This is a genomic window from Lentzea tibetensis (assembly GCF_007845675.1).
Lineage (GTDB): Bacteria > Actinomycetota > Actinomycetes > Mycobacteriales > Pseudonocardiaceae > Lentzea > Lentzea tibetensis.
Genome location: NZ_VOBR01000013.1, coordinates 13,405 through 35,108 on the forward strand (window position 1 = coordinate 13,405; position 21,704 = coordinate 35,108).

Genomic DNA, 21,704 nt, shown 5'->3' on the forward strand with positions numbered 1-21,704 from the left:
TTAGGCCAGCCGGCCGAAGGCCACGAACACGCACAGCGCCAGCAGGACCAGGTTCGCCGCGACCGCGCCCGGCTCGCGCAGCCTGCTGTGACTGATCGCCGCGCCGACCATGACCACGGCGAGGCCGATCGCGGCCGCCGGGGTCAGCGGTTCGGCGATGCCGGTGATCCTGGGGAGGATCAGGCCCGCCGCGCCGGCCAGCTCCAGCGCGGCGACGGTCCGGATCACCGGGAGCGGGAAGAAGACCACGCCGGTCTGGCCGGTCGCGATCATCCGTTCCTTCGGCTGGGTGGACTTCAGCGTGCCCGACAACGCGAAGACCGCCGCGAGCACGCCTTGGCTGATCCACAGAGCGATGTTCATGCCGTTCCTTTCACCTGTTGTCGGTGAAGGGACGAGACAGCCGGCGCGGACGTGACAGGGTGGCGGTGTGTTCACCGCTGCTCCTGACCGGATCCACCGCGCCGACGTCGCCGTCGTGGAGCAGACCGCGCCGGATGAGCTCGCAGGCATCCAGGCGCTGTGGCCCGCGTTCGAGCGGGCGGTGGGCCTGCGCGGACGCAAGATGTACGCGCGGATCGACGAGCGGGCGCACACCTACACCGCGTGCACGCCGGTCAAGCCGGGCGACGAGTCGCTGAGACTCGCGCTCGGCACCCTGCCCGGCGGCTGGTACCTGCGCGGACGACTCGCCGGGGAGCCGTCCGCGCTCTACACGTTGATCGGGGCCGGGATGGACGCGTTGCGCGCCAACGCACCCGTGGACGAGTTCCGGCCGCTCGTCGAGTTCTACCGCCGGCACGACCAGATCGAGCTGTGGGTGCCCGTCACGGCCTGACCAGGGTCAGGTAGGCGAGGCCCATCGTGGCGCGCCAGCCGTGCAGCCGGAAGTTCCGCTGCCGGTCGGCCTTGGCCCTGATCTCGTCCGCGTGCGGCGAGTCCGGGTTGGCGAGCAGCCAGTGCTCCCAGGCGAGGCCGTGCCGGGACTCGAACTCGTCCCACTCGTCCAGGCTCGCCTGTTCCAGCCACAGCAGGCGGAAGCCGTGCCCGATCGCGAAGTCGACGAGTCCCGCCAGCGACCGGTACTGCTCCTTCGGGACCGGCATGGCCGCCAGCTGGGCGTCGGTCGGCTCGCGCTCCCAGAAGCACTCGCCCAGCAGCAACCTGCCGCCCGGACGCAGGATCCGGTGTGCGTTGCGCAGCGCGTTCTCCGTGTGCACCAACGGATCGCCGCCCCACACCTGGGACGACCCGTTGACGATCAGCACGTCCGCCTGGGTCTCGTCCCACTCGCCGACGTCGCCCACCACCAGCTCGACCCGGTCGGCGAGGCCGCGTTCGCGCGCGTTGGCACGGCCGTGCTCGATCGCCTCCTCGTCGCGGTCGACACCGAGTCCGGTCGCGGTCGGGTCCGCGGCGACGATGCGCAGCAGCATCTCCGCCCAGCCGCAGCCGAGGTCGACCACGTGGGCACCGTCGAACGGGCCGAGCGACCCGATCAGCCGGGCGGCTCGTTCCTCCGACAACGGCCCGTGGAACGTCGTGTCCTCGTGCAATGGGGTGATCTTCGGTTGTGTCATCCGTTCGAGGATGGCCCACGCGGCAAGTGATTATTCGGTCGAGCTCGAAGCTGCTCCGGGCGTAGCTTCGAGCACGTGGAGCACACCTGGCGCACGCTCAGCAAGGCGGACATCCCGGCGGTCACCGCGCTGCGGGCCGCCGCGGAGGCCGTCGACGAGACCGGCATGCACCTGTCCGAGGAGGACGTCGCCGAGGAGTTCGCCGACGCCGACCTCAACTTCCCGGACGGCTCGCTCGGCGTGGCCGCCGGCGACGAGCTCGTCGCCTACGGCCTGGCGCGCATCCGCGGCAACGCCGTCGGCACGCACCGCATGCTCCTCGAAGGCGTGGTCCACCCGGCCCACCGCCGCCGCGGCCTCGGCCGCGAGCTGGTGGAACGCCTCATCGCGTGCTCACGCGTCGTGCACGCGAGCCACTACCAGGACATGCCGCTCTCCGTGGACATGATCGTCCGCGACAGGGCCGACGGTCACCGCGCACTGGCGACCGAGCTGGGATTCACCGACCAGCGGCGCTTCTACGACATGCGCGTCTCGCTCGCCGACCCGCCGCCACTGCTGGAGGCCGCCGCCGGGCTCGAGGTCGTGCCGTACACCCGCGAGCGCGACGAGGACACCCGCCTCGCGCGCAACGAGGCCTTCGCCGAGCACTGGGGCACGACCGCCGCGAGCCCCCAGGTGTGGGCCGAGCGGTTCACGGGCATGAAGGGCTTCGTTCCGGGCGCCTCCTTCCTGATGGTGGACTCCGCGACCAACGCGGTCGCCGGGTTCGTGCTGGGCCAGCACAGCGAGGCCGAGGCTCTCGTGACCGGTGTGCGAGAGCTGTGGGTCGCCGACGTCGGCACCCTCGAGGCGTACCGCGGCAAGGGCGTGGCGGGCGCGCTGCTCAGCCGCACCCTGACCGCCGCGCGGGAGGCCGGGTTCGAGCGGGCCGGGCTGTCCGTGGACTCGGCCAACTCCACCCCGGCGCTCGGCGTCTACGAGCGCGCCGGGTTCGCCGTGACCGGCTACTGGTCCGACTACGGGCTGCCGGTGAGCCCGGTCGGCTGACGGGTCAGCCGGCCGGGTGCTGGTCTTCCTGCCCGATGCAGAACTGGTTGCCGTCCGGATCCGCTAAGACCGTCCACGTCAGGCCGGGGACCGTGTGCGTGGCCAGCTCGGTGGCCCCCAGCTCGACGAGTCTGGCGACCTCGGCCACCCGGTCGGACACGTGCATGTCGAAGTGGACGCGGTTCTTGCCGGGCACCGCGTCCGGCACGCGCTGGATGCCGATCTGCACGCCGCCCTCGGTGGTGGGCGCGAGCATGAGGAACTCGCCGCCGAAGTCGTGCTGGATCTCGGTGCGGAGCGCGGCGGTCCAGAACTCGGCGAGCTTGAGCGCGTCACCCGTGTCGATGGTGACCATTCCGATGGTGAGGGTCATGGCGGGGACGCTACTCAGCAGGTCTGACAATTTCGAGAAGTGTGCTGCTCAGAAGGTCGGGAGCGGAGAGGAACGGGTGATGACCGGTGCTGATCTCCACGACGTTCCCGAGGCGCGCCGCGTACGAGCGCTGGCGCGAAGGCGGGGTGGCGCGGTCGTCCGAGCAGACGACGTACGTCGACGGCACGGTGCGCCACGCGACCGAGCGAGGTGCCTGGCCGAACGCCGCCAGCGACTGCCTGGTCAGACGGGCCAGCGCGCCCGAGATGTCCGAGGAGGTGCAGTCCTGCATGAACAAGGACGGCAGCGCGGAGCCCTGCACACCCACGCGGCCGTCGGGGCCGGGGTCGAGGAACGGAGCGGGCGCCGCCAGGGAGCCGAGGGACTCGCCCGCGTCCGGCACCACCGCGGTCAGGTACACCAGACGGGCGGCCGACGACCCCGCATCGGTGATGACCATGCCACCGTACGAGTGCCCCACGAGCACGCACGGCTCGTCCGCGGAAGCCACCTGGGCGCGCACCGCGTCGCCGTCCGCGTGCAGGTCACCGTCGCCGTCGCACGACGGCAGCTCGACCGCGGCGGACGAAACGCCTTGCGCGGCAAGGAGAGGAACCATGCGGCGCCACCACCACGCACCGTCGGTGACGCAGGCGCCGTGCACGAAGAGAACCTTCATGTGACCACATCAGCAGCCGCGGAGACCGACCGCCCGCGTTTTCGCCACCGGCGGAACCCGTAGTCTGCTCCAACAGCCCGTGAACGAGGAGCACTCACCGTGATCACCAGGATGTCGTCGTTGTTCCTGCGTACCCTGCGTGAGGACCCGGCGGACGCCGAGGTACCGAGCCACAAGCTGCTGGTACGCGCCGGATACGTCCGCCGCGTCGCGCCGGGCGGGTACTCCTGGTTGCCGCTGGGGCTCAAGGTCCTCCGCAACATCGAGCGCGTGGTGCGCGAGGAGATGGACGCCTTCGGCGCGCAGGAGATCCAGTTCCCCGCATTGCTGCCCAAGGAGCCCTACGAGGCGACGAACCGGTGGGAGGAGTACGGCCCGAACATCTTCCGCCTCAAGGACCGCAAGGGCGCGGACTACCTGCTCGGCCCCACGCACGAGGAGCTGTTCACGCTCACCGTGAAGGGCGAGTTCAGCTCGTACAAGGACTACCCGGTCACGCTGTACCAGATCCAGACCAAGTACCGGGACGAGGCGCGTCCCCGCGCGGGCATCCTGCGCGGCCGCGAGTTCCTGATGAAGGACTCGTACTCGTTCGACCTCACCGACGAAGGCCTCAGCCAGTCCTACCAGGACCACCGCGACGCCTACATCCGCATCTTCGACCGGCTCGGCATGGAGTACGTGATCGTCTCCGCCACGTCCGGCGCCATGGGCGGGTCGGCGTCCGAGGAGTTCCTCGCCGTCGCCGAGACGGGTGAGGACACGTTCGTCCGCAGCACCGAGTCCGGCTACGCCGCGAACGTCGAGGCCGTGCGGACCCCGGTCCCCGCCGCGTTGCCTCTCGAGGGCAAGCCCGAGGCGCAGGTCCACCACACGCCGAACACGCCGACCATCGAGTCGCTCGTCGACTTCTTGAACGGTGCGAACCTCGGCCGCGCGTTCACCGCGGCGGACACGCTGAAGAACGTCATCGTGAAGACGCGCAAGCCGGGCGAGAAGGACTGGACGCTGGTCGCGATCGCGCTGCCCGGCGACCGCGAGGTCGACTTCAAGCGACTCGAGGCCGCGCTGGAGCCCGCCGAGGTCGCGATGCTGGAGGAGGCCGACTTCGCGCGGAACTCCTTCCTCGTCAAGGGTTACATCGGCCCGGCAGCGCTCCAGGCGAACGGCGTGCAGTACCTCGCCGACCCGCGCGTCGTCACCGGCACCGCCTGGGTGACCGGCGCGGACAAGGCCGACCACCACGTCGTCGACCTCACCGCGGGCCGCGACTTCACCCCGGACGGCGTCATCGACGTCGCCGAGGTCCGCGCGGGCGACCCGTCGCCGGACGGCAAGGGCGTGCTGGAGGCCGCGCGCGGCATCGAGATCGGCCACATCTTCCAGCTGGGCCGCAAGTACGCCGACGCGTTCTCGCTCGACGCGCTGGGCCCGGACAGCAAGCCCGTCCGCATCACCATGGGCTCCTACGGCATCGGCGTCTCGCGTCTCGTGGCCGCCATCGCCGAGCAGTCGTACGACGAGCGCGGCCTCATCTGGCCCCGCAACGTCGCACCCGCGGACGTGCACGTGGTCATCGCGGGCAAGGACGAGACGCTGACGGCCGGTGGCGAGAAGCTGGCCGCCGAGCTGGACGCGGCTGGCCTCAAGGTCCTGCTGGACGACCGCAAGGCGAGCCCCGGCGTGAAGTTCGCGGACGCCGAGCTGATCGGCGTGCCGACCATCCTCGTCGTCGGCCGCGGCCTCGCGAACGGCGTCGTCGAGGTCAAGGACCGCAAGTCCGGTGAGCGCGTCGAGGTTCCTGTCGAGAGCGCGGTCCAGCATCTCGTCGAGCTCGTGAAGCACTGAGGAACGTCAGGCGCCGGGCAGCTGTCCGGCGCCTGACAAATCTGCTACGCACAGTGCTGACAATGTCTTGTCCATTGGTGTGAATGCACCGGGATGGCGTAATTGAGACGCCATTTCGTGCTGCTATGTCACGACAGTTCTGCGCACGTCAGAAACCTGCTGAGTCCGCCAAACGAGATACCTGATGAGACACAGTGCATTGTTTGCGAAAGCTTCCTCGCATGCGAGATGGATCTTGACAGTTTTCCTGCACAGGGCTAACTTCGGAGATCATCACCCATACGAGTGACCTCGAGGTGACGCCCCTCCGGGAGATCCCGTTAAACGCTCCGGACGCATTGTGTGCACGCATTAGCAGTCGTGTTCGTAAATGCATTTCAGTCGTGGGACCTTCGGGGCGTTGCCAGAGGTGAAGGCGCGAGGGGTCGTCCATGATGAGCTCCGCCTCCGATGACGAGCCGATCTTCAGGCTGCTCGGGCCGATCGAGGTCATCGGCGCCGAGGAGCGCGTGCGGATACCGCCCGGACGCCAGCAGACGATCCTCTGCGCGCTGCTGCTCGACGCGAACGAGCTGGTCGGCCCGGACCGGCTCGCCGAACTGGCGTGGGGCCTCACCCCGCCGTCCACCGCCCGCGCGCAGATCGACATCTGCGTCTCCGCGCTCCGCAGGGCGCTCGACCAGGCGGGTGCCGACGCGCGGATCGAGGCGCGCAGGTCCGGCTACGCGCTGCACGTGGCGCCAGAGCTGATCGACATCACCCTCTTCGACGTCCGCGTCGCCGAGTCGCGCGCGGCCGCGATGGATCAGCGGTGGGACGACGCCGCCGCGTTGCTCCGCTCCGCGCTGGCGCTGTGGCGGGGACCGGCGTTCGGTGGCGCGCTGCCCGGCGAGGTGCGCCGGTTCGACGAGAAACGCCTGCGGGCGCAGGAAGATCGCGTTGACGTCGACCTCCAGCTCGGCAGGCACCACGCGCTCGTGGCCGAGTTGCGCGCACTGGTCGCCGAACATCCGCTGCGTGAACGCCCGCGCGGCCAGCTGATGCTCGCCCTCTACCGCTCCGGCAGGCAGTCCGAGGCGCTGGACGTCTACCGCGCGGGCAGGCACCTCGGGCTCGAACCCGGCGACCGGCTGCGCGAGCTGGAGGTGACGATCCGGCTCGACCGCGAGAACACCGAACCGGTCGCGGGCGGCCCGCGGCAGCTCCCCGCCGACGTCGGCGGGCTGGTCGGACGCGACGACCTCGTCGCCGAGCTGGAGCGGCTGCTCACCGGCGAACGCGACACCACGCCCGTCGTGAACCTCGTCGGCGAGCCCGGCATGGGCAAGACCGCGCTCGCCGTGCACGTCGCCCACCGCGTCGCATACGCGTTCCCGGACGGGCAGCTGTTCTGCGACCTGAGCGGCACCAATCCCGCGGAAGTGCTGGGCCGCTTCACGTCCGCGTTCGGCGCCGTCGGCTCGACGCTGCCCGACGGCCTCGACGAGCGCGCCGAGATGTTCCGCAGCATGCTCGCGAACCGGCGCGTGCTGCTCGTGCTCGACGACGCCGCGACCGCGTCGCAGTTCGCCGCGCTGCTGCCCGGTTCGGCCGCGTGCGGGGTGATCGTCACCAGTCGCGTGGCCGTCGGCGGGACGCACCACGTCGAGGTCGGACCGCTGAGTCCCGCCGACTCGCTCAGGGTGCTCGACCGGCCGGAGCTCGTCGAGGTCGCGGCCGGAGTCCCGCTGGCGCTGCGACTGCTCGGCGGCTGTCCACAAGGGACTGTCCCGCGGGGTGATGTGCTGACGCTCGCCGACGAAGGGCTCGAACCGGAGCCCCGCCGGGCGCTGCGGCTGATGAGCGCGCTCGACGGCGACAGCCTGCCGCGCTGGGCCGCGACGGCGGTCAGCGGCGGGTTCGACCCGCTGAAGCAGCTGGTCGACGCGCGGCTGCTCGACGTGACGGGCTCGGACGTGACGGGCCTGCCGCGCTACCGGTTCCACGGTGTGGTCCGCTCGTTCGCCAGGGACCGGGTGCTGGCGGACGAGGCGCGGACGGCGTTCGAACGCGTCGCGGGCGGCTGGCTCGCGCTGGCCGAGCGGGCGCACCAGCGGTTGTACGGCGGGGCGTTCACGATCCTGCACGGCTCGGCGACGCGGTGGCGCCCGCACGCGCCGTACGTCGACCAGGTGTCGCAGGATCCGATGGGGTGGCTGGACAGCGAGCGCGCGAACCTGTGCGCGGCCGTGTTCCAGGCGGCCGATCTCGGGCTGGACGAGCTGTGCTGGGACCTCGCGGTGACGCTCGTGACGTTGTTCGAGACCCGCTGCTACCTCGACGACTGGCAGCTGACCCACGATCGCGCGCTGGCCGCGGTCCGCAAGGCGGGCAACCGGCGCGGTACCGCCGCGGTGCTGTGCTCGTTGGGGTCGCTGCACATCTCGCGGCGCCGGGGAGAGCAGGCGCGCGCGGTGCTGGAGCCCGCGCTGGAGCTGTTCGGCGAGCTCCACGACACGCACGGGCTCGCGATGGCGCGGCGGAACCTCGGGGTGGTCGAGTACCGCGAGGGACGGCCGGAGCTGGCGACCCGGATGTTCGAGCTGTCGCTCACCGGGTTCGAACGGGTCGGTGACGTCGTCGGTCAGGCGTACGTCGTGTCGCAGCTCGCGCAGCTGTCGCTGGACCGCGGTGAGTACGACCTCGCGGTCGGCAGGCTGCGCGAGGCGCTCGTGATGTGCCGGGACATCCGCAGCCCGCGCGTCGAGTCGCAGGTGCTGTACCGGCTGGGCAGCGCGATGTTGTTGCAGGGCAGGTACGAGCAGGCGCAGCAGCTGATGACGTCGGTGCTGGGCATGGTGCGGCGCAGCGGTGACACCGTGGGGGAGAGCTACGCGTTGCACTCGCTCGGGTTGATCAGCGGGCGGCTGCGGATGTTCACCGAGGCCGGGCGGTCGCTGCGGCGGGCGATCCGGTTGTGCGAGGCGAACCTCGACCGGGTCGGGGCCGCGCGGATCCGGCTCGACCTGGCGCAGCTGGTGTCGCAGCAGGGGGAGACGTTCGACGCCGTCGCGATCGCCGAGCAGGCCATGACGACGTTCCAGGAGTTGCGGCTGTCGCTGTGGGAGAGCCGGACCTTCGTGGTGCTCGACAAGATCCGCGCCGAGAACCGCGTGCGGGTCGCCGGCCCCGACTGACGCGGCCCCGACTGACGCGGCCCCGACTGACGCGGCCCCGACTGACGCGGCCCCGACTGACGCGGCCCCGACTGACGCGGCCCCGACTGACGCGGCCCCGACTGACCGTGCCCTGTCCTGGCGGCCTTCGCGCTTTCGCAGGAGTCCCCGCCAGGGGGTCCCCTGCTTTCAGTTTGCCAGCTGACACCGACAGTTTCGGGTGCTGAGCGGTGATGAGAGGCGAAATGGGGCGGTGAACGGCCCGTTCACGCGTCGGGTTCTAGCCCAGCACCGCCGAGAGCACCTCGTCGGTGTCACTCAGATCCGCGAACACGGCGTGTGCACCGGCGGCGCGCAGCTCGTCGGCCCCGCACGACCCGGTGGCCACCCCGATCGCCCGGAACCCGTGGTGCAGAGCGGCTTCCACGTCGTGCTCGGTGTCCCCGATGACGACCACGGACGCCGCCGCCACCCCGTGCTTGGCCGTGGCGAGCCGCAACGCCTCGGTGACGAGATCGGGCCGGAACTCCGACAACGACCCGTAGCCGCCGATGGAGAAGTCCACGTGCGCGTCCATCCCGAACGGCGTCAGCTTCTGCCGCGCGATCGTCGGCAGGTTGCCGGTGACGACGGTCTGCACGACCCCCGCGACAGCCGCCAGCCCGGCCAGCGCCTCGGAGGCACCGGGCAGCGCGCGCCCGTGCGACCCGATCCGCGTCGCGTCCCGATCAGCCGCCGCGACGAGCTCGGCGTGCAGCGACGCGACCAGCTCGTCGGTCGGCGCGACACCGTGCAGGCGCAGGATGTCGCGCGAGATCGCCTGCTCCGTCCGCCCGCCGAACGACGGCAGGTGCGTCAGCTCCACACCGGCCACGGCTGTGAGCGCGTCGCGGTACCAGTTCAGCCCCAGGCCGCCCAGGTGGACCAGCGTGCGGTCGATGTCCCAGAGAACCAGCGTTCTCATGAGGTCGGCGTCAGCGAGTCGATCATCGTCTGCAGTTCGGCGTCCTTCATCAGCGGCGGGTTGTCGCCGCCACCGCCACCCTCGAGGTCGCCGTTCACGACCAGCGCGTGGAACTTGGTGGTGCCGACCAGGAGCAGCACCTTCACCACGCCCTTGGTGGCGAGGCACTTGTTGCCGGACGTGGTGATCGCCGCGTCGACCTGCACGCCCTCGACGGTGATGTCCTTGCCGTCCTTGGTCTTGTGCGGGAACTTGACCGGCTTCGGCTGGCCGACGGTCACGTTCGCGGTCGCGCCCGAGTAGAAGTCGGTCGCGACGGCCTTCGCCAGGTCACCGGCGACCTTGTTGAGGTCGCCCTTGTCCACCAGCGCGCCGCCGTTGGTGCCCTTGGTGAACTCCTTGCCGTCGCACTTGTAGGCGCCGTAGCTGGAGACACCGGTCAGGGTCACGCCCGTCATGCTCGGGATCGGCAGCCGGTCCTCGGTGGCGGCCCAGCCCTTCGGCACGTCGTAGTTGTAGCCGAGCGACGTGGCCACGCAGGTCATGCCGGACTTGCGCGGCGTGCAGTCGCTCTTCGGCGGCGTCGTGGTGCTCGGCTCCTCCGACGTCTCCTCGGTCGTGGTCGGAGTGTCCGTGGTGGACTGGGTGACGGGAGGCGTCGCCTTGTTGTTGACCAGCAACAACGTCGTGATGCCGCCCGCGACGAGCAGCACGAGCACGACCGCGCCGATCACGAGCCACAGCTTCTTGTTGTCCTTCTTCGGCGGCTCGTCGCCACCGGAGAACACACCGAGCCCGCCGTACGAGCTGCCGTAGCCCTGCTGGGGAAAGCCGCCGGTCGTCGGGTAGCGGTCGGTGCCGTAGTCACCGTAATCACTCTGCCCCCACCCGCCCTGGCCGGACTGGTCTCCCCACCCGCCTTGTCCGCCACCTGGGTAAGTCACGCGCAAACCGTACCTGGTGAAGGTCACGACCTTGAATTCATCAAGCGTTGACTTCCGTGCCGTGTCGGACGTACGCTCCTCCCATAAATTCAACGCTTGATGAACAACTGGAGGGGTTGTCATGCCCGCACCGCGTGCCGCACTGCTCACCGCCGTCGTCGGTGCGGTGGTGGCGTTCGTGCTCGGCCTGCTGACGTTCGGCGTCCAGGCCACCGTTCACCCCGATCACGTGCCGCTCGCGCTGGTCGGACCGCCGCAGGTCGCTGAGAGAGTCACCGCGGCGGCGGGGGACCAGGTCGAGTGGAAGGTCGTCTCGTCGGCCGAGGCCCGGGACCTGTTGTCCGCCAAGGAGGTCTACGGCGTGCTGGAGCTCACGCCCGCCGGGGCGACGGTGCTGCTCTCCGACGAGGTCAACCCGTCCGGCACGCAGTTCGCGCAGCAGGTGCTGACCGGCGTCGCGCAGGGCGCGGGCGTCCCGGTGAAGGTGGACGCGCCCGTCGTGTCCGCCGCTGGGCGGACGGCACCGCTCGCCGCGAGCGCGCTGCTGTGGATCGGCGGCATGGTCGCCGGGCTGCTGTTAACCGTGCTCAACGGCCGCAGGCTGCGCTGGGTCAGCGCGGTGACCGCGGCGGTGCTGAGCGTCGGCTCGGTCACCGGGCTGATCACCTGGTGGGACTCGGCGCTCACGCTCGACGCCGCGCTGATCGGGTTCCTGCTGCTCGTGGCGACGGCGTTCGCGCTGCTGCAGGCCGGGTTGTTCAAGGTCCTCGGCATCCGCGCGGTCGCGATCCTCGGCCCGCTGTACCTGATGGCGCCCGCGGTCGCGGGCCAGGTGCCGGAGCTGCTGAACCCCGTCTACCGCGCGGCGCTGTGGTCCTGGACGCCGTTCCGCTTCTCCACCGAAGGCGTGCGCAGCCTGATGTTCGGCGGCACGGTCAGCACCGAGCTGTGGGTGTTCGGCGGGATCGCGCTCGCCGGCTTGATCCTTCTGGTGCTACCCGGCAAGAAAGCTCAGCCGGACCCGGCGGACGGGGTTGTCGACGTTGGTGTCGACCAGGCACACCGACTGCCAGGTGCCGAGCGCCAGCACACCGCCTAGCACCGGGATCGTCGCGTACGGCGGCACCAGCGCGGGGAGCACGTGGTCACGGCCGTGACCGGGTGAACCGTGCCGGTGCCGCCACTTCTCCTTGCGCGGCAACACGTGTTCGAGCGCGGTCAGCAGGTCGTCGTCGCTGCCGGCGCCGGTCTCGATGATCGCGACACCGGCCGTCGCGTGCGGCACCCACACGTGCAGCAGCCCGTCGCCGTCGACCACGCTGAGGAACTGCTCGCACTCGCCGGTCAGGTCGTACACCTGCTCGGTCGAACCTGTCCGGATCTCGATCTCCGCGGTCAGCACGGCTCAGAGCTTACGGACGACCCGCGCCGGGTTGCCGACCGCGAGCACGTGATCAGGCACGTCCCGCGTCACGACGCTGCCCGCGCCGACGACGCTGTTCCGCCCGATCGTCACGCCGGGGCACACGATCACGCCGCCGCCGAACCACACGCCGTCGTTGATGACGATCGGCGCGGTCGTCTCCCAGCCCGCGTGCCGCGCCTCGTGGTCCTCCACCGGGTGCAACGCGGTCAGCAGCTGCACGCGCGGCCCCATCTGGACGCGGTTCCCGATCGTCACCGGCCCGCAGTCGAGGATGATCCCGTCGTAGTTCATGAAGCTGTTCTCGCCGATGCGGGTGTTGTAGCCGTACTCGATCTGCAGCCGGGGGAGCAGGATCGAACCCTCGCCGATCTCGGCCACCAGACCCTTGAGGATGTCGAACCGCGCGTCGTCGTCATCCGGCCCGGTCGCGTTGTACCGGACCATCTCACGCCACGCGTGCCGCCGGTCGAGGTCGAGCTCGGGGTCCATGGCGAGGTAGGGCTCGCCCTTGATCATTCGGTCGCGGTTGTCACCCATGACGTGCAAGTATCGGCCTTGTGATCCATGCAGCGATAGTCACTGGGGCGAACCAAGGAATTGGTTTGGCGGTCGCGAAGGCGTTGGTGGCGCAGGGCGTCCAGGTGTTCGGCACCTACCTGCGGTTCGATCCCGAACCGGACCCGAGCCTGCCCGACGCGTACTTCAAGAACCGCGCCTCCGCACCGCCGGAGATCGACGGCGTCTCGTGGTTCGAGATCGACCTGGCGCGCGTGGACGCGCCGAAGATCCTTTTCGACGAGGCCGAGTCGGTGTTCGGCGCGGTCGACATCCTGGTCAACAACGCGTCGAGCTGGGTGCAGGACACGTTCCTGCCGTCCCAGCCAGACGCGCTCGGCCGTTCGATGGTGCAGCTCACGCCGGAGACCTACGAGCACCAGTTCGCCGTCGACGCGCGGGCGACCGCGCTGCTGATCGGTGAGTTCGCGCGCAGGCACGTCGAGCGCGGCGGCACGTGGGGCCGGATCGTCTCGCTCACCTCGGGTGGCCCGGAGGGCTTCCCGTCCGAGGTGTCCTACGGCGCGGCCAAGTCGGCGCTGCAGAGCTACACGTTCGCGGCCGGGCACGAGCTGGCGCCGTACGGCGTGACGGCGAACGTCCTGTACCCGCCCGTCACGGACACCGGGTGGGTCAACGAGGAGGTGCGCAAGAAGTTCGACGTGGCGTCGGCCGACGAGGTGGGTGAGGTCATCGCCTACCTGTGCTCCGACGCGGCGCGGCGCATCTCACGAAATCTCGTCCACATGCGATAACACTGTTATGTAACACTGTTGCGCATGACCGCCAGAAAGCTCCGCTTCGGCATGAACCTGTGGCCGCCGTTCCTCTTCGCCGGGATCCGAGTGCTCGAGATCTCGGACGACTACCGGTACGCGCGGGTGAAGATGCGGCTGCGGCCGTGGAACCGCAACTACGTGGGCACGCACTTCGGCGGGTCGCTCTTCGCGATGACCGACCCGTTCTGGATGTTGCTGTTGCTGCACAACGTCGGTCGTACGCACATGGTGTGGGACCAGGCGGGGGAGATCGAGTTCGTCAGCCCGGGAAGGGGGACGGTGGAAGCGGAGTTCCGGCTCACCGAGGAGATCGTCGAGGACGTGCTCTCGCAGTCCGCGGACGGTTCGAAGGCGCTCGTCTGGTTCGACACGGACGTGAAGGCGCTCGACGGCACCGTCGTCGCACGCGTGCGCAAGCAGGTCTACGCGAGGCGGAAGCGTGTCCTCGCCGCCGCGTGAGGCGTTCGGCGCGCGGTTCGCGCTCGAACCCGGCTATCTGAACACCGCATCCATCGGCGTGCCGCCACTGGACGCCGTCGCGGCTGTGCACGCCGCGCTCGACCGCTGGCAGGGCGGGGTCGACCGGCCCAGCTCGTTCGAACCCGCGATCGCGGCCACCCGCAAGGCGTTCGGCGACCTCGTCGGCGTGCCTTCGTCGTCCGTCGCGTGTGGAACGACCGTGTCGCAGCTGATCGGGACGGTCGCGTCGTCGCTGCCGCGAGGTGCGCGCGTGCTCGTGGCGCGTGAGGACTTCACCAGCGTCACGCTTCCTTTTGTCGCGCAAGGACACCGGGTCGACGTCGTGCCGCTCGACCAGCTGGTGTCCGCTGTGGACGGTCACGACCTCGTCGCGGTCAGCGTCGTGCAGTCCGCGGACGGCCGGATGGTCGACCTGGACGCGTTGCGCGCCACCGGTGCGCCGGTGCTGCTGGACGTCTCGCAGGCGCTCGGCTGGTACCCGGTCTCGCTGGCGTGGGCCGACTTCGTCGTCGGCGTGGCCTACAAGTGGCTGATGGCACCGCGCGGCGCCGCCTGGCTCGCGGTGCGGCCGGACCGACTGGACTCCGTGGTGCCGGTCGCCGCGAACTGGTTCAGCGACCCCTCGCAGACCTCCTACGGCGCCGATCTCGTGCTCGCGCCGGCCGCCTCGCGGCTCGACCTGTCACCCACCTGGTTCGCGCACGCCGGAGCGGCCGTGACGATGCCGTGGCTGGCGACGCTCGACCTGGCGGCCGTCCGGGACCACTGCGCGGGCCTCGCGGACGCCGTGCTGACCGGCTTGGGGCTGCCGCCCGCCGGGTCGGCGATCGTCTCGCTGGACGTCCCGGCGATCCCCGGCGTGCGGTCGAGCATCCGCGCCGGACGGGTCCGGCTGGCGTTTCACCTGTACAACACGAGCGAGGACGTCGATCTGGTGCTCAAAGCGCTGACCTGAACCGTGTCCGTTACCGTGGGTACTTGTGCAGGAGCCGAATCAACAGCCTGAGTCACCCGGTGAGGTGACCCAGCAGATGCCTCGTTTCCCGCCGAACCCGTCCGGTACCGCGCCGCTCTACCCGGTGGACGAGCTGCACAAGCTCCAGGCGATCATGGACCGGCGTTCGGCGCAGCCCCCACCGCACACCCACGTGCGCAGAAGCCCGTGGCTGGTCAGAGGCCTGGTGCTGGTGGCGGTCGCGATCGTCTCCGGACTCGTGTGGTGGCTGGTCCAGCCGGGCGGCGGCTCGGAGAGCGCTTCGCCGACGACGTCCGCGTCCGCCGGGAAGTTCTCCTTCCAGGCCGACACCCAGGTGCCCGAGCCGCTCAAAGACAGCGACTGCGCGCCACACGCGTACGGCGAGACGAAGAACTTCCTCACCAAGACGCCGTGCCAGCAGCTCACCCGCGCGCTCTACACGACCGCGATGCCCGACGGCCGGACCGTCTACACGTCCGTCTCCGTCGTGCGGATGAAGTCCGCCGAGGAGGCCGTGCAGCTCAAGGCGCTGACCGAGCGGAACGGCACGGGCAACGTCAACGACCTGGTCAAGGAGAAGATCGTCGCGATCCCAGGCCTCGACACGCTCGCCAACGGCGGGTACGCGGCCGAGCAGCGGGACCGCGAGGTCGTGATCGTCGAGTCCGACAGCGTCAAGAAGGCCGCGGACAAGGCCATGCACTCGGCCGAGATGAAGCGCATCAGCGCTGACGCGCTCCGCCTCGCCTCGTCGCTGGGCTAGCCGGACGCGACGCCCGGCATCGAGATCGAGGCCGGGCTGGTCCCCGCGACCTTGCGCCACCGAGTGGCACGCACAGCGGCGGTGGTGAGCGCCTCCAGCGCGGTCTTGCGCAACGCCTGGTCGTCGGTGCGCTCGAGCACGGACCGCCACGCGGCGCAGGTGTCGTTCTCGACGGCGACGAGCGCGGTCAAAGCCGACGCGGCGTCCGACACGGGCTGCGGCGGCAGGTACGCGGCGGCGGGCGGCTGGGGCGTCGCGCCGTTGTCCTTCAGCCACCGCTCGGTCAGGTCGCGGCGCGCCCGGTGCGCGTTCGCGCCCTCGGCGACACCGGCGGCCTGCTGCGCCAGGAACGCGCTGACCAGGCCGTAGCTCCACACCGCCGCGTGCTCGGTGCCCAGTGCCACCTGCACGGCGGCGATCGACTCGGGGCTCACGCGAGCACCTCCAGCAGTGACGCGCAGCCGGCGGCGACGGAACCGACGAGCGCGGCGCGGTGCGCGGGCAGGGTCGGCACGAGGTCGCTGGCCTTGCGCAGCGAGGTGTCCAGCGCGGCGCGCAGTGCGGCCGCGGGGTCGGGCGGGGTCGGTGGGGTGGACGGCGCGGCGGGGACCGGTGCGGACGACGAGACCGGTGGCCGTTCCCGGTCGATCTCGGCCTGCAGCAGCTTCGCGTGCTCGCCCCGGTTCTTCGCGACCTCCGCCGCCGACGGCACCTCCGCCACCGTGGACGCCAGCGCCGCGTCGGCGCGCGCGGACGCGGCGAGCTCCACGAGCGGGTCGGGCGGTAGTGGTGCGGGCGGTGTGGTGCACGCAACCGCGAGTGGCGCCACGGCCACCGCGAGCAGCACTCGCCGTCTGCTGACGGATTCGGAGATCACGTGGATCCATCTTGCCAGGCACCCGGCAGCGCCGAGCGGGAGAGTGGACGCCCGGCAAAAGAGATACCCTGGGCGACCACGGCCGCCGAAACACCGTCGGTCGGGGTTCTCGTGCGTTCGATCAGTGAGGGAGTCACCACGTGTCCAGCCCGCCGCGCGGAGAGCTTGCCGCGCAGCTAGCACCCGTTGTGCGAGAGGCACTCGAAGCCGTCGGCTTCGACCTCGACGCACTCGACGTGAACCAGGCTGGGCGTCGCCGGCTGGTGAAGGTGGTCGTCGACAGCGAGGACGGGATCGGGCTGGACGAGGTCGCCGAGGCCAGCCGAGTCGTGTCCGCCGCGCTCGACGCTCACGAGCACCTGATCAACGGTCCCTACACGCTCGAGGTCACCTCGCCCGGTGTCGACCGGCCACTGACCAGGCCGCGTCACTGGCAGCGCGCTCACCTCCGCCTGGTGAAGGTCAAGCAGCCGGAGCAGGCCGAGTGGTTCGGCCGGGTCGGCGACTGCGACGACACCGGCGTCGAGCTGCTCTGCAAGGGCGAGATCAAGCGGGTGGAGTACCGCCACATCGAACGCGCGGTCATGGAGATCGAGTTCAAGCAGCCACCGGTCGAGGAACTGGCCCGGCTCACCAAGAAGGAGGGGCCGAGGTGAACGTCGACATCGCCGCGCTCAGGGCGATCGAACGGGACAAGGACATCCCCTTCGACACCGTTCTCGACGCGATCGAGTCAGCACTGCTGACGGCTTACAAGCACACCGAAGGACACCACGCGCACTCGCGCGTGGAAATCGACAAGAAGACCGGCGTCGTGCGCGTGCTCGCGCAGGACCTCGGCCCGGACGGCTCCGTTCAGGAGGAGTGGGACGACACGCCGGAGGGTTTCGGCCGCATCGCCGCGACCACCGCGCGCCAGGTCATCCTCCAGCGCCTGCGCGACGCCGAGCACGAGCGCACCTTCGGTGAGTTCTCCGCCAAGGAGGGCGAGATCATCGCGGGTGTCGTGCAGCGCGACGCGCGGGCGAACGCCAGGGGCATGGTCGTCGTGCAGGTCGGCGACACCGAAGGTGTGCTGCCGCCCGCCGAGCAGGTGCCCGGCGAGACCTACAACCACGGCGAGCGCATCAAGTGCTACGTCGTGGGCGTGTCCCGCGGCGCGCGCGGCCCGCAGATCACCCTGTCCCGGACGCACCCGAACCTCGTGCGCAAGCTGTTCGCGCTCGAGGTTCCGGAGATCGCGGACGGCACCGTGGAGATCCCGGCGGTCGCACGTGAGGCAGGTCACCGTTCGAAGATCGCGGTGCGTTCGTCGGTCTCCGGAGTGAACGCCAAGGGCGCGTGCATCGGCCCCATGGGTGCCCGCGTGCGCAACGTCATGAGCGAGCTGGCCGGTGAGAAGATCGACATCATCGACCACTCGGACGACCCCGCCACGTTCGTCGGGAATGCCTTGTCACCGGCCAAGGTCGTGTCGGTGCGGGTGCTCGACGAGCGCGCCAAGACGGCCCGCGTCATCGTCCCGGACTTCCAGCTGTCGCTCGCGATCGGCAAGGAAGGCCAGAACGCCAGGCTCGCCGCCCGGCTGACCGGCTGGCGCATCGACATCCGCAGTGATGCCGAGTCTCCGGTCGCATCCGGTTCGGCTGAGTGAGCTCCAGGGGATAGAATTCTCAGTGGTTCAACGTCGGGGATCGGTTTCTCAGCACATCGGCCCAGTTCGTACGTGCATAGGCTGCCGCACTCGGACGTTGCCCTCTGAGCTGCTGCGCGTGGTTGCGGTGGACGGAACCGTGGTTCCGGACGTCCGCAGGCGGCTTCCTGGTCGAGGTGCTTGGTTGCATTTCGATCTCGAATGTCTGCGCAACGCCGAGCGGCGCCGGGCGTTCCCCAGGGCTCTGAAGGTCCAGGGGACGCTGGACGTCTCGGTGTTGCGGGCTCACCTGGAGCAGCACCGGGGGAACAAGGTTGCGGGACAGGCCCGTGACCAGCACGAAACAAGGAAGCAGGTCGACCCGTCATGAGTCAGCCGTGAAGCTGAAGCCATGAACGCGCGACATTAGGACGAGGTCGACGGGACTTGCCCGCCGGCCTCAAGACCGAGGAGAGCAGTGGCAGGCAAGGCCCGCGTGCACGAGCTCGCGAAAGAGCTCGGAGTCACGAGCAAGGAAGTACTGAACAAGCTCGCCGAACAAGGCGAATACGTGAAGTCCGCGTCATCCACCGTCGAGGCCCCCGTGGCCCGGCGGCTTCGTGATGCCTACATCAAGACCGACGCCAAGCCGAAGCCGGCGGCTCCCAAGCCCGCCGCGCCGAAGCCCGCGGCACCCGCCGCCAAGGCGCCGGCCCCGGCTCCGGCCGCACCGGAGTCCAAGCCCCAGACCTCGACCGAGCAGGCGCAGAAGCCCGCGGCGCCCAAGGCCTTCCCCGGCCCGAAGCCCGCGCCCAAGCCCCCGGCTCCCAAGCCCGCCGCAGCTCCGGCCGCGGCCGCGCCAGCTCCGGCGGCTCCCGTCGAGCAGGCTCCGGCCCAGTCCGCGCCCGCTGCCCAGGCTCCGGCCCAGTCCGCTCCGGCCGCGTCCGCGCGTCCGGCAGGCGGTCCCGGCCCGAAGCCCGGCACCAGCCCGCGTCCCGGCCCGCGTGCCGCCCAGCCTTCCGCTGGGCAGCAGCCGCAGGCCCCGGCCGCGTCGGCGAGCACCCCGTCCGTGGTTCCGCCGAAGCCGCAGGGCCCCAAGCCCGCTGCTCCGCGTCCGCCGCGTCCGGGCAACAACCCCTTCGGCGTCGGTGGCGGCAACGCTCCCGCGCCGCGTCCCGCCGGCCCGCGTCCCGGTCCCCGGCCCGAGCAGGGTGACCGTCCTTCGCAGAAGCCCGGTGACGCACGTCCGGCCGGTCCCCGTCCTGGTGGCGGCTCCGGCGGTCCCCGTCCCGGCGGTTCCGCCGGTTCCGGTGGCCCGCGTCCGAACCCCGGCAACATGCCTCCGCGCCCGAACCCCGGCATGATGCCGGGCCGTCCGGCCGGTGGCCGTCCGGGTCAGGGCGCTCCTGGCGGCGGTGGCGGTGGCGGCCGTGGTCCCGGTGGCGGCGGTGGCCGTCCCGGTGGCGGTGGCGGTGGCGGCGGTCGTCCCGGTGGGGGCGGCGGCGGTGGCGGCGGCTTCCGCGGCGGCGGTGGCGGTGGCGGCGGTGGCGGCGGCGGCTTCCGTCCCGGTGGCGGCGGTGGCGGAGGCGGTGGCTTCCGGCCCGGCGGCGCTGGTGGCGGCGGTGGCGCACCCGCTGGTGGTGGCGGCGGTGGTTTCCGCGGCCGTCCCGGTGGCGGTGGTGGCGCCGGTCGTGGCGGTACCGCTGGTGCCTTCGGTCGTCCGGGTGGTCCGGCGCGTCGTGGACGCAAGTCCAAGCGGCAGAAGCGCCAGGAGTACATGGACAACATGCAGGCGCCGTCGGTTGGTGGCGTTCGCCTGCCCAAGGGCAGCGGCGAGACGATCCGCCTCCCGCGTGGCGCCTCGCTGACCGACTTCGCCGACAAGATCAACGCCAACCCGGCTTCGCTGGTGCAGGTGCTGTTCCACCTCGGCGAGATGGTCACCGCGACGCAGTCGGTGTCCGACGAGATCCTGGAGCTGCTCGGCTCCGAGATGAACTACGTCGTGCAGGTCGTGTCCCCCGAGGAGGAGGACCGCGAGCTGCTGGAGACGTTCGACATCACCTACGGCGAGGACGCCGGTGGCGAGGACGACCTCCAGATCCGTCCGCCGGTCGTGACCGTCATGGGTCACGTCGACCACGGTAAGACGCGACTGCTCGACACCATCCGCAAGGCGAAGGTGCACGAGGGCGAGGCCGGTGGCATCACCCAGCACATCGGTGCCTACCAGGTGCGGACCGAGCTCGAGGGCAACCCGCGGCTCATCACCTTCATCGACACCCCCGGTCACGAGGCGTTCACCGCCATGCGTGCCCGTGGTGCGAACGCGACCGACATCGCGGTCATCGTCGTCGCCGCTGACGACGGCGTGATGCCGCAGACGGTCGAGGCCATCAACCACGCGCAGGCCGCTTCGGCGCCGATCGTGGTCGCGGTGAACAAGATCGACAAGGAGGGTGCCAACCCCTCCAAGATCCGTCAGCAGCTCACCGAGTACGGCCTCGTCGCAGAGGAGTACGGCGGCGACACGATGTTCGTCGACATCTCGGCCAAGCAGGGCATCAACATCGACTCCCTGCTCGACGCGATCCTGCTCACCGCGGACGCGTCGCTGGACCTCCGGGCCAACCCGGACATGGAGGCCCAGGGTGTCGCGATCGAGGCGCACCTCGACCGCGGTCGCGGTCCGGTCGCCACCGTTCTCGTCCAGCGCGGTTCGCTCCGCGTCGGCGACTCGATCGTCGCGGGTGACGCGTACGGTCGCGTCCGCCGCATGGTCGACGAGCACGGCGACGACGTCACCGTCGCGACCCCGTCGCGTCCGGTGCAGGTCATCGGTCTGACGTCGGTGCCGCGCGCTGGTGACACGTTCCTCGTCGTGGACGAGGACCGGGTCGCGAGGCAGATCGCCGAGCGTCGCCAGGCCCGCACGCGCAACGCCCAGAACGCGGCGAAGCGCAAGCGCGTCAGCCTCGAGGACCTGGATGCGGCGCTGAAGGAAACCAGCGCACTCACCTTGATCATCAAGGGCGACAACTCGGGTACCGTCGAGGCACTCGAGGACGCGCTCATGAAGATCGAGGTCGGCGACGACGTCGAGCTGCGCGTGATCCACCGCGGTGTCGGTGGCATCACCGAAGGCGACATCAACCTCGCCGTCGCTGGTTCCGCCATCGTCCTGGGCTTCAACGTCCGGGCCGAGGGCAAGGCGACCGAGCTCGCGAACCGCGAGGGCGTGGACGTCCGGTACTACACGGTCATCTACCAGGCGATCGACGAGATCGAGGCGGCCCTCAAGGGTCTCCTCAAGCCGGAGTACGAGGAGGTCCAGCTCGGCCGCGCCGAGATCCGGGACGTCTTCAAGTCCTCCAAGGTCGGCACGATCGCGGGTTGCATGGTCCTGTCGGGCGAGATTCGCCGCAACGCCAGGGCGCGTCTGATCCGCGACGGCAAGGTGGTGGCGGAGAACCTCCCCATCAGCTCGCTGAAGCGGTTCAAGGACGACGCCACCGAGGTCCGCGAGGGCTTCGAGTGCGGTCTGACGCTGGGCAACTACAGCGACCTCAAGCTCGAGGACGTCATCGAGACGTTCGAGATGCGCGAGAAGCCGCGTAGCTGA

At 70.5% G+C, this 21,704-nt stretch carries 23 protein-coding genes; 13 read left to right on the plus strand and 10 right to left on the minus strand.

Going from position 1 to position 21,704, the window contains the following annotated elements; genetic code table 11:
• Window positions 1–363 (minus strand): DoxX family protein, encoded by a 363-nt coding sequence (locus FKR81_RS20775; protein WP_146353777.1) that lies wholly within the window; start codon window positions 361–363, stop codon window positions 1–3.
• 67 nt (window positions 364–430) lie between these two features.
• On the opposite strand from FKR81_RS20775, the gene FKR81_RS20780 reads away from it, so the two are divergent.
• Window positions 431–838 (plus strand): AraC family transcriptional regulator, encoded by a 408-nt coding sequence (locus tag FKR81_RS20780; RefSeq protein ID WP_146353778.1) that lies wholly within the window; start codon window positions 431–433, stop codon window positions 836–838.
• Here FKR81_RS20780 and FKR81_RS20785 read toward each other — a convergent pair.
• Window positions 828–1,580: an SAM-dependent methyltransferase gene (locus FKR81_RS20785; RefSeq protein ID WP_146353779.1), complete on the minus strand. Its 753-nt coding sequence runs from the start codon at window positions 1,578–1,580 to the stop codon at window positions 828–830. The two genes, FKR81_RS20780 and FKR81_RS20785, sit on opposite strands and share 11 nt — an antisense overlap.
• A 75-nt stretch (window positions 1,581–1,655) precedes the next feature.
• On the opposite strand from FKR81_RS20785, the gene FKR81_RS20790 reads away from it, so the two are divergent.
• Window positions 1,656–2,630: a GNAT family N-acetyltransferase gene (locus FKR81_RS20790; RefSeq protein WP_146353780.1), complete on the plus strand. Its 975-nt coding sequence runs from the start codon at window positions 1,656–1,658 to the stop codon at window positions 2,628–2,630.
• A 4-nt stretch (window positions 2,631–2,634) separates the two neighbouring features.
• On the opposite strand, the gene FKR81_RS20795 is transcribed toward FKR81_RS20790, so the two are convergent.
• Together FKR81_RS20795 and FKR81_RS20800 are read right to left on the minus strand one after the other, a co-directional pair.
• Window positions 2,635–3,003: a VOC family protein gene (locus tag FKR81_RS20795; protein ID WP_146353781.1), complete on the minus strand. Its 369-nt coding sequence runs from the start codon at window positions 3,001–3,003 to the stop codon at window positions 2,635–2,637.
• 10 nt (window positions 3,004–3,013) lie between these two features.
• Window positions 3,014–3,682 carry an alpha/beta fold hydrolase gene (locus FKR81_RS20800; protein ID WP_146353782.1) on the minus strand — a complete coding sequence of 223 codons (669 nt, stop codon included), beginning with the start codon at window positions 3,680–3,682 and terminating at the stop codon, window positions 3,014–3,016.
• 99 nt (window positions 3,683–3,781) lie between these two features.
• Between FKR81_RS20800 and FKR81_RS20805 the strand changes: the two genes are divergently transcribed.
• Together FKR81_RS20805 and FKR81_RS20810 are read left to right on the plus strand one after the other, a co-directional pair.
• Entirely contained in the window at window positions 3,782–5,530 is a 1,749-nt protein-coding gene (locus FKR81_RS20805; protein WP_146353783.1) for a proline--tRNA ligase, read from the plus strand.
• Between the two features lie 431 nt (window positions 5,531–5,961).
• The gene (locus FKR81_RS20810; protein ID WP_235921668.1) at window positions 5,962–8,706 is read left to right on the plus strand and encodes an AfsR/SARP family transcriptional regulator; all 2,745 of its coding nucleotides are present in this window, start codon (window positions 5,962–5,964) and stop codon (window positions 8,704–8,706) included.
• A 259-nt stretch (window positions 8,707–8,965) separates the two neighbouring features.
• Here FKR81_RS20810 and FKR81_RS20820 read toward each other — a convergent pair whose 3' ends face one another.
• Both FKR81_RS20820 and FKR81_RS20825 read right to left on the minus strand, forming a co-directional pair.
• Complete coding sequence (locus FKR81_RS20820; protein ID WP_146353784.1) at window positions 8,966–9,649, minus strand: HAD family hydrolase; 684 nt, start codon at window positions 9,647–9,649, stop codon at window positions 8,966–8,968.
• Complete coding sequence (locus FKR81_RS20825; RefSeq protein WP_146353785.1) at window positions 9,646–10,593, minus strand: BCCT family transporter; 948 nt, start codon at window positions 10,591–10,593, stop codon at window positions 9,646–9,648. Before FKR81_RS20825 ends, FKR81_RS20820 begins: the two co-directional genes overlap by 4 nt.
• Window positions 10,594–10,714: 121 nt before the next feature.
• Between FKR81_RS20825 and FKR81_RS20830 the strand changes: the two genes are divergently transcribed.
• On the plus strand, window positions 10,715–11,692 hold the full coding sequence (locus tag FKR81_RS20830) for a YhgE/Pip domain-containing protein (protein WP_146353786.1): 978 nt from the start codon (window positions 10,715–10,717) through the stop codon (window positions 11,690–11,692).
• Here the strand turns inward: FKR81_RS20830 and FKR81_RS20835 are convergent.
• A complete protein-coding gene (locus FKR81_RS20835; RefSeq protein ID WP_146353787.1) occupies window positions 11,588–11,995 on the minus strand; it encodes a YjbQ family protein in 408 nt (135 codons plus the stop codon). The genes FKR81_RS20830 and FKR81_RS20835 overlap by 105 nt on opposite strands.
• Window positions 11,996–11,998: 3 nt before the next feature.
• On the minus strand, window positions 11,999–12,556 hold the full coding sequence (locus tag FKR81_RS20840; RefSeq protein WP_146353788.1) for a sugar O-acetyltransferase: 558 nt from the start codon (window positions 12,554–12,556) through the stop codon (window positions 11,999–12,001).
• A gap of 20 nt (window positions 12,557–12,576) precedes the next feature.
• On the opposite strand from FKR81_RS20840, the gene FKR81_RS20845 reads away from it, so the two are divergent.
• The 4 genes from FKR81_RS20845 to FKR81_RS20860 all read left to right on the plus strand — a co-directional run bounded on the left by FKR81_RS20845 (window position 12,577) and on the right by FKR81_RS20860 (window position 15,572).
• Window positions 12,577–13,329, plus strand: coding sequence for an SDR family NAD(P)-dependent oxidoreductase (locus tag FKR81_RS20845; RefSeq protein ID WP_146353789.1), 753 nt, complete (start codon window positions 12,577–12,579; stop codon window positions 13,327–13,329).
• 24 nt (window positions 13,330–13,353) lie between these two features.
• Complete coding sequence (locus FKR81_RS20850; RefSeq protein ID WP_146353790.1) at window positions 13,354–13,812, plus strand: DUF4442 domain-containing protein; 459 nt, start codon at window positions 13,354–13,356, stop codon at window positions 13,810–13,812.
• The gene (locus FKR81_RS20855; protein WP_146353791.1) at window positions 13,793–14,788 is read left to right on the plus strand and encodes an aminotransferase class V-fold PLP-dependent enzyme; all 996 of its coding nucleotides are present in this window, start codon (window positions 13,793–13,795) and stop codon (window positions 14,786–14,788) included. Before FKR81_RS20850 ends, FKR81_RS20855 begins: the two co-directional genes overlap by 20 nt.
• 76 nt (window positions 14,789–14,864) lie before the next feature.
• The gene (locus FKR81_RS20860) at window positions 14,865–15,572 is read left to right on the plus strand and encodes a hypothetical protein (protein ID WP_146353792.1); all 708 of its coding nucleotides are present in this window, start codon (window positions 14,865–14,867) and stop codon (window positions 15,570–15,572) included.
• Here FKR81_RS20860 and FKR81_RS45060 read toward each other — a convergent pair.
• Complete coding sequence (locus FKR81_RS45060; protein ID WP_235921670.1) at window positions 15,569–16,006, minus strand: ferritin-like domain-containing protein; 438 nt, start codon at window positions 16,004–16,006, stop codon at window positions 15,569–15,571. The genes FKR81_RS20860 and FKR81_RS45060 overlap by 4 nt on opposite strands.
• Window positions 16,003–16,449 (minus strand): hypothetical protein, encoded by a 447-nt coding sequence (locus tag FKR81_RS45065; RefSeq protein ID WP_235921671.1) that lies wholly within the window; start codon window positions 16,447–16,449, stop codon window positions 16,003–16,005. The genes FKR81_RS45060 and FKR81_RS45065 overlap by 4 nt, the downstream gene beginning before the upstream one ends.
• A 140-nt stretch (window positions 16,450–16,589) precedes the next feature.
• Here FKR81_RS45065 and rimP point away from each other — a divergent pair, with 140 nt between their 5' ends.
• The 4 genes from rimP to infB all read left to right on the plus strand — a co-directional run bounded on the left by rimP (window position 16,590) and on the right by infB (window position 21,704).
• On the plus strand, window positions 16,590–17,105 hold the full coding sequence (gene rimP / locus FKR81_RS20870) for a ribosome maturation factor RimP (RefSeq protein ID WP_146353793.1): 516 nt from the start codon (window positions 16,590–16,592) through the stop codon (window positions 17,103–17,105).
• Complete coding sequence (gene nusA, locus FKR81_RS20875) at window positions 17,102–18,103, plus strand: transcription termination factor NusA (RefSeq protein ID WP_146353794.1); 1,002 nt, start codon at window positions 17,102–17,104, stop codon at window positions 18,101–18,103. Before rimP ends, nusA begins: the two co-directional genes overlap by 4 nt.
• Entirely contained in the window at window positions 18,066–18,473 is a 408-nt protein-coding gene (locus FKR81_RS20880) for a YlxR family protein (protein ID WP_146353795.1), read from the plus strand. The genes nusA and FKR81_RS20880 overlap by 38 nt, the downstream gene beginning before the upstream one ends.
• An 87-nt stretch (window positions 18,474–18,560) precedes the next feature.
• Window positions 18,561–21,704 carry a translation initiation factor IF-2 gene (infB, locus tag FKR81_RS20885; RefSeq protein WP_146353796.1) on the plus strand — a complete coding sequence of 1,048 codons (3,144 nt, stop codon included), beginning with the start codon at window positions 18,561–18,563 and terminating at the stop codon, window positions 21,702–21,704.